We start from the raw sequence: 16,502 nt of genomic DNA on the forward strand, positions 1-16,502 counted from the left end.
GCGATTGCAAAATTAGAGGATAGCCTCGCGGGAATGCCCAAAAAAACACATAATATTGAAACCATCCTCGAAAAAGGCATGGCAAACATTTCTGTATTGGACACAATCTTTGAAAATGCTGATATTGAACAGCGGCGGCAGATCATTGGTTCGATATTTCCCGAAAAACTCACTTTTTCCGGTGACGCATATCGAACCACAAGAATAAATTATGCGGTTCAGCTAATATGCGGTCTGGATAAGGCTTCCGTAGAAAAAGAAAATGGGACAAATCCGTCAATTTCGGACTTGTCCCATCTGGTGATCCCGCTGGGACTCGAACCCAGGGCCCATACATTAAAAGTGTATTGCTCTACCAACTGAGCTACGGAATCATCGATGACCATATCATCATCGTGGGGTGCAAAGGTAATAAAAAGATTATCATTACCAAGCGTTTATAAAGATTTTTTCAAAAAAAACTTAATTGCCCTAATTCGCATACATCCCAATCATGCCAAAAAACAACATCCCAAACCAGCAGAATGTTGCATCAATTACTTCTCCACCACAATCGTCTTCAACACCTCTCCTTTCCGACTAATAACCTGCACCTGTACATTGCCCGGCAACACCGAAAACGTCATAAAACCCTGTATAGGGGCGAAGAAATCATACTCGCCGCGGGGGTGCATCTTTTCATTGGCTTCGGAGCCAGCGCCGCTGATAAAGTGGTGGGTGTACTTGCCCTTCGGGTGGTAATATTGCAAATGGTGCTCATGACCGCTGATATACATGTCTACCTTGTACTTTTCGAAGATTGGTTCGAGTGAGTTACGTATGTACGGTTTGTTCAAAGCACGGTTACCGGAAGTATAGCATGGATGATGCGCTACCACGATCTTCCAACGAATGTTACTACTTGTATCGGATAGCGTTTCTTCTAACCAACGTTTCTGCGCGATGGAGTCTTGTCCTATTAACTCTTTACTATAACTAGAACTGTAAGCTTCCGGATCGAGGGGATTGGTATCCAGGAATATAAATAATGCTTCGGCGCCACCGGCGATCTTCTTTTTGAAAGAATAATAACGTGCCGGCATATGCCAACGCTGGCTCACTTTTGTATAATCCACTTGGGCTTGCGCATTACCGTGGTAATCATGGTTACCCAATACGGCATACCATGCCCGGTGTAATGGATACTGGTAGAATACATTTTCGAACGACAAGTTCCATAACGGATCTTGCGTACTAGCCACCCCATCAGGATAAATATTATCGCCCGTAGCGATGATAAAATTGGCATTCATACCCGTAACTGCCTGCGCTAAGGTCGAAGCAACATCCTTTTGGAAATACTCGCCACCACGACCAAAATCTCCAATTACCGCAAACTCCAAGGCATTATCCCGGCTTAACTGCCCTTTGATAAAACCACCACGGTACCCTTTATCATACTCTGCTTGGTACTTTTTTGTTTGTGCCAATAAAGTACAAATACTCACACCTAACAAGATGAAAATCAGCAATATCTTCTTCATAAACAATTCACATTTCGTTTAAATAACAATATCGATTGATAGCATACTCATCAAAGCAACAATGGTAAGAATGTATATGCTATACCTATTAAGAACTTCCCATAAATTCAACCTAAACAATTCATCCATACTACTAGGACTTTTGTAACGAAGGCAATTAGTGTCGTTATTGAGGCAACACCTGCTTTTAAATGAGTTGTAGTTGCACAGGGCCCAATTCAACCATTTGAACTACAGTGAACTGGTATTAAGAAAGTACCCTACTTAGGCACAAACCTGTATTTCCTCACTATTACAAAGGCTCCATTCTCCCATCATCCAACCTAATACTAAGATGATAGAATAGTGCCTCATAAAATTTCATATTGGAAAACACCTCTACTCTCACTAATCATTCATCTATTTTCCCATCCTGATAGAATGTTTTACCTAAGCATACATATTGCCAAAACACCATTATAATCAATCTTCTATTTCTCAACAATACCCACGCTTCCATTCTCCCATCGTCCAACCTAATCCTAATATCATAGAATAGTACCGCCTATGCTTTCATATTGAAAAACACCTCTACACGCAGTAATCATCCATCATGATAGAATGTTTTGCCCAAAACTCCATTTCAATCACTCTTTAATCCTTACCAATACAAAGGCCCTTTCTCCCATCATTCAACCTATATCATAAAATAGTTCCACTCAATCACCAATCCAAAGTTTCCATTCTCCACCATTCAACCAGCAACATTAACACTACAATAAGCTATCCCTACAAAAACTAAAAAAGGTGTACCCACCCCAATTAAGCAGGTACACCTTCAATATTAATAACTCGGATTCTGTATCAAGTTCCCATTCAACGTAATCTCGTTGGCAGGAATCGGGTAGATGCGTTTGCGGGTATCTTTATCATTCTTGTAACCCCATGCGTCTTCGTATTTACCAAAGCGGATCATGTCGTTTCTTCTCCAGGCTTCCCAGGCCATTTCGCGGGCTCTTTCTTCTAGCAAGCCGTCGAGGGTGATGCCGGTGGCTGCGTCGGTTTTAGCGCGGAGGCGGATTTTGGTAACCAATACGTCGGCGGTTTGTAATTCGCCGGCTATAGTGGTAGCAGTGGCGCCGCGGAGGATGGCTTCGGCTTTCATCAGGTATACGTCGGCAAGGCGGAATACAGGCACGTCGTTGTTGGAGTTACGGGTGCTTGGGTTCGTGTTCTTGTCGGGATAGTATTTGATGCTTCTTACGCCGCGGGCCTTGCCTAGTTCATCGTTGCCCACGTCCATGGTTTCTACTTTCTTTAATGGCATTTCTGGTGAGAACTCTAATTGCCATTTGATGGTAGCGGCTGGATCAGGACCGTTATACGTATCATCTAAACCTTTGTTGGTAGTGGTGATGTAAATGGGTGTTCCGTCGAAGTTATATTGCTTACCGGCTAACCATGTATTGTTACGTACGTCGTTCGGGAGGTTGAATTTCTCGTAGAACGATTTGATGGTGCTCATGGCAATACTAGGACGGAATGGTAAAGAATACTTCGCCTGTAAGCCTGTATGCAACCCGAAACGGGCAAATTGGTTTCCCTCGATAATATTCGCATCGTAAGGGATGGCGAAGATGGTTTCAGTAATTTGAGGACCATTTTCCGCCGCGAAAATCGAGATGTAATCGCTCGTTAAACTGTACTTGTTGCCTTTGAGGATGCTATCCGCCATGGCTACCGATTCGTTGTTCATGTTTTTGTTGATGTACACCTCTGCGTTCAAATACATCTTCTGCAAAAGGGCAAATGCCATCCATTTAGTAGGACGGGAATACGTTACCTGGCCAGTATTCACGCTTAACAAAGGCGCTACTTCTTTCAATTCTTTCTCGATAAAAGCAAAGATCTCTGCCCTACTCGCTTGCTTCGGCAACTCGGTATTCTTGAACTTTGTAATCAAAGGAATATTGCCATACAAATCCATCATGAAGAAGTAATACAAAGCGCGCATAGCACGTACTTCTGCCATTGAAGTGGCTTTCGCCGGTATGTTCGATGCGTTCTCAAACATCTCGTACACCCTGTTACATGTATTAATACCCGTGAAACCCCACTGCCATACATTACGTACCGTAGGATGGTCTTTCGTGTAAGTATGCAAGTGTAAGAAACGGTACTGCCCACCATCATCGTAGTTACCGTCGCGGGCCGGGATGATGGCTTCGTCGGTCGATAATTCTTGTAATCGCCAGTAATCGATGGCATACGCCGTTGCTAATTGAGAATAAATAGGGCCCGATGCCGCGAGGAAGCTCTCGGGGGTGTTCGGGAAGTTGCTATCTACGTATTCGGATTCAACATTCACATCCAGCTTTGTACAGGCTGACAAGAATGCGGCTCCACATATTGCGCTATATAATAAAATCTTTTTCATGGCTGCAGGTGATTATACAATTAGAAGGATGCATTTAAACCCAAAAGGAATGAACGTGTTTTCGGGTAGAAATTGTTATTGTCGATGCCCGGGGTTAAACCACCCATTTCAATTTCTGGGTCGATACCACGGTAGTTAGTTATCACGAACAAGTTATTCGCCGATACATATACACGTAATCTTTTCAAATAATTGCTCTTCATGGGTACGTTGTAACCAAAGGTTACGTTATCCATACGTAAGTATGAACCACTCTCGATATAACGGTCGCTCAATAAGTAAGCTCTATCGTCTTTTGCCGATTCTGTTAAGGAGAAGCGTGGCAAGTTCGTAGCGGTAGAACCGTATGGTACGTTCAAGTTCGCCAAGGTAGCGTTCAAGATGTGGCTTCCGTAAACACCGCGTAAGAAGAAGTTCAAGTCAAAATCACCGTAGGTAAAGGTGTTGCTCCAACCGTACAATAATTTAGGCTGCGCATTACCGGTTTGTACCAAGTAGCTGCTATTATACTCGCGGGTAAGGGTACCGTCGGGTTTATAGAATTGAGAAAGACCGTCTTTGTCTTTACCGGCATACAACATGGTATAGAAGGTACCTAATGGCATGCCTTCCAATAAACGTTGCGAGAAGTTACCACTTTGTCCACGGCCACCTAAATCGGCTGTTTCAATGTAGTTTACTTTGAAGATGTTGTTGGATAAAGAAACAATTTCGTTCTTGTTGTGGGCTAGGTTAGCACTGGTCGACCAAGAGAATTTACCTCCTTGAATGGGTTGTGCATTGATTTGTAATTCAATACCACGGTTCTGCATTTTACCTACGTTCGCTAACATCGTATTTACACCCACGCTCGTTTGTGTAGCCGGTACGTTGTACGTGTAAATCAAATCAGATGTAATCTTGTTGTAGTAATCCAACGCGAAGTTCAAGCGGCCACGTAAGATGGTTAAGTCGATACCTACGTTCGTCATGGCGGTACTCTCCCATTTCAAATCAGGGTTTTCAATTTGCACAGGGGCAATGCTCGATAAATACTGACCATTGTAATAGAATTTACCTTTCAAATCGTAGCGCATCACGGAAATCAATGGATCAAAACCGAGCGAGTTACCGGTAACGCCATAACCTGCACGTACTTTTAAATCGTCGATCCAGTCAATGCTCTTCATGAAGTTCTCTTTCGATACTTTCCATGCCGCTGAGAAGGCTGGGAATAATGCCCAACGGTTGTTAGCACCAAAAGCCGAAGAACCATCTTGGCGTAAGGAGGCTTGTAATAAATATTTATCCTTGTAGGTATAGTTTGCTCTTCCGTAAAAAGAGATAAAACGTAAAGTAGAAATCCTAGTGCCGCCGTAATTCGGTAAATAACCGCTCAATGGGCTACCTAAACTTAAGTTATCTCCCTTCGTAGCATCCGACACGAAGCCTTGTGTCGACGTTTGGAAACCATCGCCTTTACGGTCTTCCTGCCAAGAGTAACCGGCTAACAATTTAAGATCGTGTTCGCCGAAGTGCTTGTTGTAGTTGACGTAAGTTTCGAGCAATTTGCGGGTATTGCTGAACGCGCTTCTTGTAGTACGACCGTTCAATCCTTGTGCTAAACCCGATTTGCGACCATTATAAATATCACGGTTAATTTGCTCATCTTGCATCGACACGTTCAATGTATACGTTAACCCATCCACGATCTTCAATTCCGCACGCGCATTCCCTAACATGGTTTTCGTTTTCGTTTTATCGGTGTTGTTCACCACCAACGAAACAGGGTTTAAGTAATTACGGGTACGCGACCAATCTTCCTTAAAGCTACCATCGGCATTGTAGATGTTCGTCGTAGGTAAATACGTTAACATGTTCAAGAATACGAGGTCGGGGATTCTATCTTGCGTAGCCACGCTATTGCTAATCGCCAAGTTCAATTTCAAGCGATCGTTGAAGGCTCTTTGCTCTAGGTTCGCACGTACGTTTAAACGCTCCATTTCAGAACCTTTCATAATACCTTGGTTTTGCACGTAGTTCACGCTACCATCGAATACCGTTTTCTCGTTACCACCACCAAAAGAGATGTTGTGGTTATGAGAAATACCTTGGCGCGTTACTTCTTTCTGCCAATTTGTATTCGCACCGTCTTCATCTATTGGCGCCAAAGCATTACCATTATCTTTCAAGAATTTACGAAGCTCATCACCGGTTAACATATCAATGCTACGGGAAATATTCTCCACGGCACCATAACCGCTATAGGTTACCCAACTTTGCCCGGCTTTCGCATGGCGTGTGGTAATCATAATTACGCCATTCGCTGCACGGGCACCGTAGATGGCTGTTGAAGCGGCATCTTTTAAGATATCCATCGACACGATGTCGGCCGGGGAAACGAGTTGAATAGAAGCTCCCGGCACCCCATCAATTACATAAAAAGGCTGTTGCGCCTCGCCTGTTCTAAAGGTAGAAGGTCCACGTAAGATGATGCTTGGCGTAGCATTCGGATCGCCGCTACGTGTGACGTTTAAACCCGGTACTTTACCTTGCAACAGTTGTTCCGGTGATGTAAATACGCCCGCATTAAAATTCTCGGCCGATACATGCGAAATCGCACCTGTTAAATCACCTTTCGTTGTTTGTCCATAACCCACTACCACAACGCTATTCAAATTACTAGCGCCTGTTTCCATGGCTACGTTTATGTTGGTACGACCATTCAAGGCAATTCTTTCCGTTTTGAATCCCATGAAGCTCATCACCAAGGTATCCGTCGCCGGATCAGCATTCAATACGAAATGCCCCACCGCGTTCGACACTGTACCGGTAACCGTTCCTTTCACTTGCACACTCACTCCCGGTAATGCCGAGCTCGACGCTTTATCGATAATATTACCACTCACCACTACCGTCGCTTTCTCCTTCTTGATCACCACTACCCCTTCGTTCACCACGAATTGATAACCGGTACCACGAAGTAATTGGCGCAATACGTTCTCCACCGTTTGCTTGTTTACGTCGAGCGATTGTACCCGCACTTGTTGCAAAGCGGCCGCTTCGTATACAATATCAATACCGGCTACTTTGCGGAGTTGCGCTAATGCATCCGACAAAGTACCTTCTTTTACGTGCAATTCTTGCACAATAACACGTTGCGATTGCGCCGAGGCTGAACCGGCAGCGCCTAGCAACATCAGGGCATAGAGGGCCCCGGTGCAAAGTAGCTTTGCACCCGTTTGGTTAAATTTAGCATTCATATTTAGGCCAGGTTAATTTTTATGATTCGATGATTGCACGGTGTATACACCGGGACTTTTTTCTGTGATGTTGACTTTTTTTTCTACCAATTGTTGTAATACAAGAATAACTTGCCTTAGCTCCAGCTTCATCCCCAACGACCCGCTAATCCTTATGCTAGCTTCATCTTGCAGATCAAACGTAACGGGATAATAGCTTTCGAGCATTGTTAGCACATCTGCCAACGGCATATCCTCGAAGTTGATGCGATGGCTACGTAATCCTTCTACATCTAGCAATGGCATAGTGGTGGTGTTGAATGTATAGCTATGTTTATCGATTTGAATTTGATCTCGTGCCGATAGGTAACTGAATACCAATTCGTTTTTACGTACGCGTATTTTCCCGGTACTAACGCCAATTGTAATATGATCGTGCTTTTTATAGGCTTTTATATTGAAAGAAGTACCCAATACATCTACCATTACACTATCTACCCCTACACTAAATGGATGCATGTCATCTTTTGACACATCAAACAATGCTTCCCCGTACAATAACTTCACTTGCCTATTACCATTAAAACCCTCCGCGTAAGCAATCCCCGAGCCAGGCCCTACCCACACGGTACTATTATCTGGTAAGCGCACCATTTTACGTTCACCCGTTTGCGTGTACAGGGTAACGAATCGGGTAGCCGGTTCTTTCTTCAATAATAAATAACCACTCACAGCTACAACACTTACTACAACAGCGGCGGCCGACCAGCGTAAGAGCTTTCTTGTAAAACTCATGACCGGCACGCCTACCCGGTGTTTGATACCCATTAACATTTGCTTACGCAGTTGCTCCTTCTCTTTCCCTTCCGGCATATTGCCTGGGAAATCGTTGGTATTGGAAAGATGGTCCAACCAACCGTGTAAAAAATCTTCGGGCGCATCCTCGAACCGCGCCGGGCGTTTTTTATTGTTCAAAATACAGCGTGTTTAATATAAGGTTCCACAACTCGATCGTTTTAACTATCGAGTATAGCGTGTTAACATTTTGGTAATATAGATGGGTAGGAGTACTTATAAGCACATCAATAAACGATGCAATAAAGGACGTGCTTTACGGTATGCATTACCGAGTTGATTACGAACGGTTTGTTCCGCTGTACCGCTTCTATCGGCTATTTCGCGGATACTCAATTCTTGAAAATGGTACATTTCAAAAACTTGTCGTTCTTTTTCAGGGAGTTGTTGGAGGTCGTGGTGGAAATGCTGCAATAGGTCTTTATCTTCCACCTTTATATGCGACAACACGCTACGGAGTTCGCTATACGCTACAAACTTCTCTAAATGCTTTTCTTTTAGTCCTTCATCGCGGAACTTGCGCAGAATAAGTTTGCGGGCGGCAGCAAAGAGGTAATATTTAATATCGGTTTGAACGGCGAGGGTTTCCCGGCGTTCCCAAATGCTGGCGAAGAGGTCTTGTACTATATCTTGCGCATCGGCTTGGCTGTCCATAACCTTGGCGGCGTATACATACAAATCTTCCCAATAAGTGTTGAAAATCATTTCAAACACTTTGAAATCGCCCTCTTTCAAGCGATGCAACGAGCTTATTCCGGGTGAGTATTGCATAAAATGGGACGAGCAAAAATAATTGACGGGAAGAATACAAAGAAGAGGGTAATACAATGATAGCATTGAGTTAACATTGGAGGATGCTCCTGTTAGCATGCTACTTACCTTATCACCTGCATGAAATTTTCTTTATTCAACAATACCAATTACATCAAAACAGTGGAATTTCTTGCTACCTTGCTTAACGCGTTTTTCCCGTGGTGGTTAAACAATGACCAGTTTTTCTATACTTAAGATACAAAATAATTGGTATAAGCAACCATCAATTTCATCCCCTAAATTCGTTCCTTCATACCACCTTCATGCCCATAAATTTCCTGTTTTTTATACCTTTAAGTAAAAAACATGCGATTACGTTTATTATCATTAACCCTCTACTTATTATGTTGTAGCGCATTTTCCTATGCCCAAACTGCTTCAAAATCAATCCCGTTCGAGTTATTACCATCAGGACATTTATTAGTAAAAGCCACTATTGATGGCGTACAAGGTAACTTCGTATTTGATACCGGTGGTGGTATCACCTTCTTTACAAAAGCGTTTTTTAATAAATTAAAGAACGTGCAAAAAGAAGACGGTGGCTATACCGGGTTCCGTGCTACGGGCGAAAGAATTGATGCGGATTTGTTTTATGTGAAAGATTTCGAATTGGGTCCTATTAAGAAGGCGAAAGAAGAAATCTCTTACGTGGAAGCTGATTTTGGTGGTATTGATGGAATTATTTCTTTGAAGATAATTGAACACACCCCGTTCACTATCGACTACATTAAAAAGCAAATTATCCTAGAAACGCCGCAATCTGTTGCCACCATCAGGAAAACAGCGAGCATTGTGCCTATACAATTGGAACAATCACGCGAGAAGTCACTCACGATCTTCTCTTACTTCAAATTCAACGACACACTTACCCTGCAAGTATCACTCGATAGCGGTGCCGGTAAAAATGTATTCCGCCTTAACTCGAAGTACTTGAAAGCTTTGGGTGTTGATGTGAACGATACAACCAAAGTAAAAACACATAGCCGTAAAAGTGAGATGAATACAGGTTTCGTAACGCACATTTACCAAACCCAACTCAGCAAAATTGCCGCTGCGAACGCACCCACTGTTACCACGCAAGATTTCCCCGCACAATTCATCGATGGCCTCATCTACGATGGTATTATGTGGATCAACTGGTTCGGGAATCAAATCACGTTCGATTTGAATAAAAAAGAATTATTAGTAAGAAAATAATCTTTCCATACTATAAAAAACTCCAAGCATGTTTGCATGCTTGGAGTTTTTTATGTACGTTTCCATAATTTTGTACCACCATATAACCCAATCCCTTGCAACTATGCAAACACTGCTCGAACACCTAGCCCCCTTGCCTATTGCGCTACAATTACTACTTTTCTTTGTAGAAAATGTGCTTGTGCTGGCAGGTGCTTTGTTATTAGGGCATTTGTTATTGGTTAAACAAGGTATTCCAATTGGTAAAGCATCACAGAAAGATATGCGTATCGCCAGTATAACAGTGCTATTAAACACCCTTATTACCCAAGCCGGCTTCATGCTCTGGCAATATGGCTATATACAAATCGATTTTAGCTTCTCTTATACTTTCTTCATCGATACATTGATCGTGTTCTTTGCTATGGACTTCTTCATGTTCCTCTTCCATTGGGGCGTGCATTTTACTTTTCTCTATAAATATGTACATACGCTCCATCACGAAGCGGTGCATCCCAAACCGGTAGATCTATTCGTATTACATCCATTAGAAACAATGGGTTTCGGGGTTATTTGGTTAGGGTTACTATCGTTGTACACGTTTCATATAGGTGCTATTGTTGTTTTCCTAACGTTGAATGTAGTACTCGGTATTATTAGTCACCTTGGAACGAACTTGCAAGAAAGCACCCCGCAAAGATCCAAAGGTGTGCTACAATACTTCGGCAATGCTCGTTTTCACCACCAACATCATCTGAACGAACAAGTCAATTTTGGCTTTTTCACCAATATTTGGGACCGGGTATTTAGCACCTACGTTCGTTAATAGCTACTTACAAAGCCCCTTTTGCCGCGTCTTCTATTAAGGCTGCTACTTCTTTAGGTCGCGATGCATATATAGCATGGCTACCGCCTTTGATCTCTACTACTTTCTTACTTTGCGCACGTTTCGCGTAAAAGCGTTCCAAACCTGGATGAATAATCCTGTCGGCTTCTGCAACCATGTACCAACTAGGTTTCACACGCCATGCAGGTTGCTGAACAATGCCTTGGAAACATTTATCGGCTGTAGGCATTTGTGCATGCGCCATAAACAATGCTTTCTCCCGGGGTAAATCGGCGGCAAAGTCGGCGGGGAAATGTGCAGGATCGAGGTAGTCGAATCCATCTTTCCCTTTGATTAAAGAGGTGTACGCAGAAGGATAGGTTTTCACCAAATCGGCCCGGTGCTCATTTGCATCCGGTGCATGGGCTGCGATATATACCAAGCCGGCCACCTTGGGATGGTTACCCGATGCTGTTATAATTACGCCACCATAACTATGCCCCACTAAAATAACTGGTCCATCTTGCTGGTCGAGCACGCGGTTTACTGCGGCCGTATCTTCTTCTAAGCTTCTTAAGGTATGCTGGGTAATGGTAACGTTATAACCTTTGGCAACGAGTTGATGGAAAACACCTTCCCATCCCGATCCATCTAAAAATGCACCGTGTACCAGTACTACGTTTTTGATCCGTGTATGTTGACTGAAAACTGTACTTACAGCTAACATGCATAATAGTGTTGCCAACTGCAAGGCGAGGATACTTCTTTTCATAGCGGTAAGTTTGTATGATAAAACAGGGATACCCCAACTTCCATAATACAAATCTTACCGCGTAAGGTTCGATTTGCGGGCTACCTGATCCTCTTCGAGTGTTGAACAAGCCACTATCCTATTGGGTAATCAACAGCATAAATTAAAGCATGAAAAGAATATAGCGTTTAAAAACCCATTAAACCTTTACCATCTAGTATTTGCGGACGGTACTTTTCGATACGTGCCAAACGCGTTTGTGCTTGTTTAGCCTGTGAAAAATGAATGAGATAGGCACGTTGGCGCCCCGGGGTTAAGGCTTCGAATGCACGTTTAAAATCGTGATCCTTCGCTAATACAGCTTCGAATTCCACTGGCATAATGGTGCTTAGGTCTTGCTTTGCTACTACTTTTAACCCCGCCTGCTCAATTTCGATAGCTTCGGCAATATAGGCTTTGATAGTGGAGGACAAGGCTTTAATGTCGGCCACATTTTTAAACTTCAGGGTACGGCTTACTTGGGTATTCTCCCCTGCTTTAGTGAGTACGCCTTCGGGATCTTTCAGCAAAGCACCTTTGAAGAAACTCAATACGCATACGTCTTTCAATGCACCGATAATCACAACGTTGTTGCCATTGAATGTATAACAAGGCTGCTTCCATTTATAGGTTTCTGTAAGTGGGGTCGACAATACAATTTTGCGCAATTCTAATAGCTCTGGCTGCCATTGCTCCAATTGCGCAAAGAATACGTCTACTTGCGGGTCTGTATGCTGCTTTGCCATAAGATATACCAATAAAGTGAATGTCGAATTTACCAAAGAAATATAAAAGTAAGTGCATAAAAAAAACCTGCGCCATACGCAGGTTCCTTATAATACGCTTATACGAGCAGCTAATTATTCAACGTAATAACTTACCTCTACAAATTGCCCCTCGGTTGTTTTATCCATATCTTTCATTTCTTTCATCACACCAGCCAAGGTTATAGGTCGTGCAGGTAATTTCTCTTTTCCCTTTTTGTGTGCAATCATCATCAATTCTTCTCCTTGCTCATTCCTCAATTCGTACGCCTCGTAATAATGCGCCAATGGAATCATGGTAAATACAGTACCTACAGGAACCATCATAAAGCCTGTAAACTTCATTTTGCTATCTACATGATGCGGAATACCTTGCATAATTACATTGTTAGATACCGTAGCCGCCGCAAAAGGTACTGGTTTGAATTGCTCGTAGCTGGCTTGTAGCTTCTCGTCGAATTGTGCGATGACGGCCGCTTTGGATGTTTCATCCAACAACTGCGTAGCTAATTCGAAAAACAAAATAGATTGTTGCTTGTCGGCGAACATACCGGCCACCTTGCCTACCTCTGCTTCGGTAATAACTTGGTCGTTCGCATGGGTAAAGATGTTATAAAATCGGCCTCCATTATCTAGGCTAGCAATGGCTTCTTCTGCATTTTTGAAGGGTGTAATTTTTTCCATGGTATAGATCTTATGCTTGATAGGATTTGTATTGCATCCTGTATAAACAAACATATAAAAAAATATAACGGGCTAGCGGTTATTTTTTTCTCGTGATAATTATCCTATTTTCATGGCATGAAGTTTTGGCAAGTTATTCGAAAGAACTGGGTTACGTTATTATTCTTAGCGGCTGCTATTACCATGGTGGCCAGCCCTACTGCAAAAGCCTGGGTACTACAGCAATTCATGAAAACCGGGCTATTCAATGCCTCTATCGAACAAACCACCACGGCACCTACCCCTGTGGCCGATTTCGACTTTACCGACGAGCAAGGGAATGTGATCAATACGGCTTCTTTACGGGGCAAAGTAGTATTTATCAACTTTTGGGCCTCTTGGTGCCCTCCTTGCAGGGCCGAATTCCCGTCGATGCTGGCTTTATACAACCAATTTAAAAACGAACCCGGCGTTTACTTCTTGATGTTTAATTTGGATAACAACATCGCTGCCGCGAAAGGTTTCTTACAAAAAGAGCAATACGATTTGCCTATTTTCAGAACTTATGGTGCCATTCCTCCAAACGTATACAACGGCTCTTTACCTACCACCGTTGTGCTAGATAAAAAAGGCATGCTAAAGTTCCATCATACCGGCTTTGCTAATTATGATGGAAAAAATTTCCAACAACAATTAGCCAATTTAATCCAAGAGTAAAGCGCCTTCATGGTTGAAGACGCTGTATGTTGTTTATTCCTTTGTAAACAAAAACTCTCTTCCTCCCTGCTTTAATAGCATTTCCTTCTTCTCGGCAGTAAACTCCATAATGATCCCCGCACGCTCAAATGTAAATACGTTTTGCGCGGTAGCATCAAGTAATAAAGCCGGTTGACCGCTCGCTTGGGCTACTAACCTCCCCTCCTTCTTGGTAATATCAATGGTGATAGGAATTTGCTTGCTGGCATACTTCCCTACATATGCATCCAAATCACCCTCTGTTACAGCTACTTTCGCAAATGTTGGCACCATGAAAGGCTCGTTATAAAAACAGCTTAATGCTGCATGTAAAACCGCTTCAGAAGGATATACATACCCATTCGAAATCAAAGCAATCGATAACTTACCACCCGGGAAATACCAAAGGTTGCTATGAAACCCATCAATCCGGCCGTTATGCCCAAACGCTTCGTGTCCCTTTATTTTCACCTCGACCATACCCAAGCCAAAATCATCTTTCATCGCTTTCATTAAGTTCAAAGAAGCGGGTGTAAGTAGTTGCCCATTCATCAAAGCCACGATAAAAGTGTTCAAATCTTTCGGGGTCGACACAATACCTCCCGCACCCATCGGAATACTAACATGCGTTTCTTCTTCTTTCGTCCACGATGAACGGAACTTGTAAGAATAAGATTCGTTTTTACTTAGATCCGTTTTACTACCAAAGTACGTGTCTACCAAACGAAGGGGCTTCACAATTTTTGTTTGCAAAATTGTACCATAAGGCTGGCGGTATACTTTCTCTAAGATGTACGACAATAACACGTAATTCGAATTACTATAATCGCTTTTGGTACCCGGTTCGAATGCAGGTTTACTATTCGCAATAATGGCGATCATTTCCTTCTCCGGCTTGTTTTCCGTTAAGTACGATAAGTACGCATCATCTTTCGTGAAATCGTACACACCACTGTGGTGGTTCAATAATTGTTCAATCGTGATCCTTTGCGCATGGGGGATTTGTGGGAAGAATTGATCCAAGGTTTGTTGCAACGCCAATTTCTTCTCCTCTACCGCCTTTAATGTAAGCACGGCTGTAAAGGTTTTCGACACAGAACCAATGCGGTATTTCGTGTTGGTATTGGCCTTTTTGGAGGAAGTTAAATCGGCATACCCAATAGCACGGTTATAGATCACTTGGCCATCTTGCATCATGCAAATGCTGCCCATGTATTTATCGTGCTGTTCGAGATTTGTAAAAAGGCTATCTAGCTTGGCTTTATTAAAAGTTTGGGCATAGGAAGCTACAGCGGCTACCGCTAGGAAGCCGGTCATAATTATTTTTCTACACATAATTTACTTTTTGTTGATGCTTTTTTTGATTCTAAGCAGGAGCGTGATGATGAAATAAAACAACACAGCAGAGAATAGCATAAGCGATATAAACCAATCGCCCAAAATCTCTACCATACCGGGTTGAAGCGGGTTTGTAGTTCTACCGAGTAACTTGAGATGACCATCTTGTGTGAACAACCCAACTTGCTCGGGATGCATGATTTTCGCGACAATCAAAAACAAGAAGGCGAACAAAAACAAGTATAACACGGCGAATATGATATACGAAAAACCGTTCGTGATATTCAGTACTAAAGCTTTGAAAATATGTAGCGGATTGAACGTCCTTGTAGCTTGCTCTAGTTTCTTATCGGCCACCAATTGTTTCAGTACATCGTGCGGCTCGCCTAACTTCTCCAAGATATCTAACAGTGCATCAATTTCATGGGTTGAACCCCTGTGTTGAATGGCTTCGAAAATGTGACTGTTAAACTCCATGTAAATATCGTCCTGGCTTTGCTGCGGGAGTGATTGGATTTCTCGCTTCACGCGCTTCATGTAGTCGCTGTACACCCTGGCAGAGGCCGCTTGTTCGAATGGTATCGTTGCTATTTTCATTTGATAATTTTCTCGATGTCAAAAACTAGTGTTTTCCAATAAGCATTCATTTCTGCCAAAGTTTTCATTCCCACCTCGGTTAAGCTGTAATACTTTCTCGGGATGCCCGTTCCTTGCTCTACCCACTTCGAATCTACCAGGTTGTCCATCTTCAAGCGGTTCAATATGGGATACAGTGTGCCTTCTGCGACCTCCATATCGGTATGCTTTTTAATTTCTTCGATCAGCTCGTAACCGTAATATTCATTGTCTTTCAACACGTTCAATATCACGAATGTGAGCGTTCCCTTTTTCAATTGGGACTTCCAGTTTGCTACAAAGGTTTCGTTCATGAAACAAATATACAAAACAAAGTACATTGCTATACAATGTATTTTCTAATACCATACAACATTGCATAACAAATAGCTGAAAATCAATATTATAGCCTGGAAAAATATTTTTTATCTCCCCCAAAGAGGAGTTTTACAAGCATCCACTCCTGCAAAAAGGGCACTCCCAAACCCTTGCTGCCATTACTGCGAGTCGGTAAAATGTCGACAAATAGTCTACAAACACCTTACTACACGGGGGACTTGTCGGTAAAATGTCGACAAATAGTCGACTAACACCTTACTAACACTGGGGGTTTACCGGTGAAATGTCGGTGAGGAGTCGGTGAAGAGTCGGTAGAATGTCGGTAAGCACCTGGTAAACGATCGGTATCAACTGCGGAAATAATGCAAAATATAATATCTCCCAATGGTAGTTTAATGTTATTTCAATGGTTTTCCCTTGCTATTACA

Annotated in this window: 14 protein-coding genes and 1 tRNA gene; 3 read left to right on the top strand and 12 right to left on the bottom strand. The window is 42.7% G+C overall.

Annotation, left to right across the window (positions count from 1 at the left end; all coding sequences use genetic code 11):
• Nucleotides 1–298: 298 nt before the first annotated feature.
• From LX64_RS04645 to LX64_RS04670, 6 genes are all read right to left on the bottom strand, one after another.
• A tRNA-Lys gene (locus LX64_RS04645) sits at nt 299–374 on the bottom strand.
• A gap of 162 nt (nt 375–536) precedes the next feature.
• Complete coding sequence (locus tag LX64_RS04650) at nt 537–1,523, bottom strand: metallophosphoesterase (protein WP_111596466.1); 987 nt, start codon at nt 1,521–1,523, stop codon at nt 537–539.
• 823 nt (nt 1,524–2,346) lie between these two features.
• Nucleotides 2,347–3,939 (bottom strand): RagB/SusD family nutrient uptake outer membrane protein, encoded by a 1,593-nt coding sequence (locus LX64_RS04655; protein ID WP_111596467.1) that lies wholly within the window; start codon nt 3,937–3,939, stop codon nt 2,347–2,349.
• A gap of 20 nt (nt 3,940–3,959) precedes the next feature.
• On the bottom strand, nt 3,960–7,181 hold the full coding sequence (locus LX64_RS04660; RefSeq protein ID WP_111596468.1) for a SusC/RagA family TonB-linked outer membrane protein: 3,222 nt from the start codon (nt 7,179–7,181) through the stop codon (nt 3,960–3,962).
• 12 nt (nt 7,182–7,193) lie between these two features.
• Nucleotides 7,194–8,135 (bottom strand): FecR family protein, encoded by a 942-nt coding sequence (locus LX64_RS04665; RefSeq protein ID WP_111596469.1) that lies wholly within the window; start codon nt 8,133–8,135, stop codon nt 7,194–7,196.
• A gap of 96 nt (nt 8,136–8,231) precedes the next feature.
• Nucleotides 8,232–8,786, bottom strand: coding sequence for a sigma-70 family RNA polymerase sigma factor (locus LX64_RS04670; protein ID WP_158538527.1), 555 nt, complete (start codon nt 8,784–8,786; stop codon nt 8,232–8,234).
• A gap of 348 nt (nt 8,787–9,134) precedes the next feature.
• Here LX64_RS04670 and LX64_RS04675 point away from each other — a divergent pair, with 348 nt between their 5' ends.
• Entirely contained in the window at nt 9,135–10,025 is an 891-nt protein-coding gene (locus LX64_RS04675) for a retropepsin-like aspartic protease (RefSeq protein WP_111596471.1), read from the top strand.
• 103 nt (nt 10,026–10,128) lie between these two features.
• Nucleotides 10,129–10,830 carry a sterol desaturase family protein gene (locus LX64_RS04680; RefSeq protein ID WP_111596472.1) on the top strand — a complete coding sequence of 234 codons (702 nt, stop codon included), beginning with the start codon at nt 10,129–10,131 and terminating at the stop codon, nt 10,828–10,830.
• Between the two features lie 7 nt (nt 10,831–10,837).
• Here LX64_RS04680 and LX64_RS04685 read toward each other — a convergent pair whose 3' ends face one another.
• From LX64_RS04685 to LX64_RS26155, 3 genes are all read right to left on the bottom strand, one after another.
• Nucleotides 10,838–11,602: an alpha/beta fold hydrolase gene (locus LX64_RS04685; RefSeq protein WP_111596473.1), complete on the bottom strand. Its 765-nt coding sequence runs from the start codon at nt 11,600–11,602 to the stop codon at nt 10,838–10,840.
• 167 nt (nt 11,603–11,769) lie between these two features.
• A complete protein-coding gene (locus LX64_RS04690; RefSeq protein WP_111596474.1) occupies nt 11,770–12,366 on the bottom strand; it encodes a YdeI/OmpD-associated family protein in 597 nt (198 codons plus the stop codon).
• A gap of 114 nt (nt 12,367–12,480) precedes the next feature.
• Nucleotides 12,481–13,068: a hypothetical protein gene (locus tag LX64_RS26155; RefSeq protein ID WP_211324733.1), complete on the bottom strand. Its 588-nt coding sequence runs from the start codon at nt 13,066–13,068 to the stop codon at nt 12,481–12,483.
• 117 nt (nt 13,069–13,185) lie between these two features.
• Between LX64_RS26155 and LX64_RS04700 the strand changes: the two genes are divergently transcribed.
• Nucleotides 13,186–13,764: a TlpA family protein disulfide reductase gene (locus LX64_RS04700; RefSeq protein ID WP_111596475.1), complete on the top strand. Its 579-nt coding sequence runs from the start codon at nt 13,186–13,188 to the stop codon at nt 13,762–13,764.
• A 33-nt stretch (nt 13,765–13,797) separates the two neighbouring features.
• Here the strand turns inward: LX64_RS04700 and LX64_RS04705 are convergent, their stop codons facing one another.
• From LX64_RS04705 to LX64_RS04715, 3 genes are read right to left on the bottom strand one after another with little or no spacing between them, the layout of a single operon-like run.
• Entirely contained in the window at nt 13,798–15,117 is a 1,320-nt protein-coding gene (locus LX64_RS04705) for a serine hydrolase domain-containing protein (protein ID WP_111596476.1), read from the bottom strand.
• Nucleotides 15,118–15,120: 3 nt separating this feature from the next.
• Nucleotides 15,121–15,717 (bottom strand): HAAS signaling domain-containing protein, encoded by a 597-nt coding sequence (locus LX64_RS04710; protein ID WP_111596477.1) that lies wholly within the window; start codon nt 15,715–15,717, stop codon nt 15,121–15,123.
• A complete protein-coding gene (locus LX64_RS04715) occupies nt 15,714–16,049 on the bottom strand; it encodes a PadR family transcriptional regulator (protein WP_111597027.1) in 336 nt (111 codons plus the stop codon). The genes LX64_RS04710 and LX64_RS04715 overlap by 4 nt, the downstream gene beginning before the upstream one ends.
• Between the last annotated feature and the right edge of the window lie 453 nt (nt 16,050–16,502).

Source organism: Chitinophaga skermanii (assembly GCF_003259335.1).
GTDB lineage: Bacteria > Bacteroidota > Bacteroidia > Chitinophagales > Chitinophagaceae > Chitinophaga > Chitinophaga skermanii.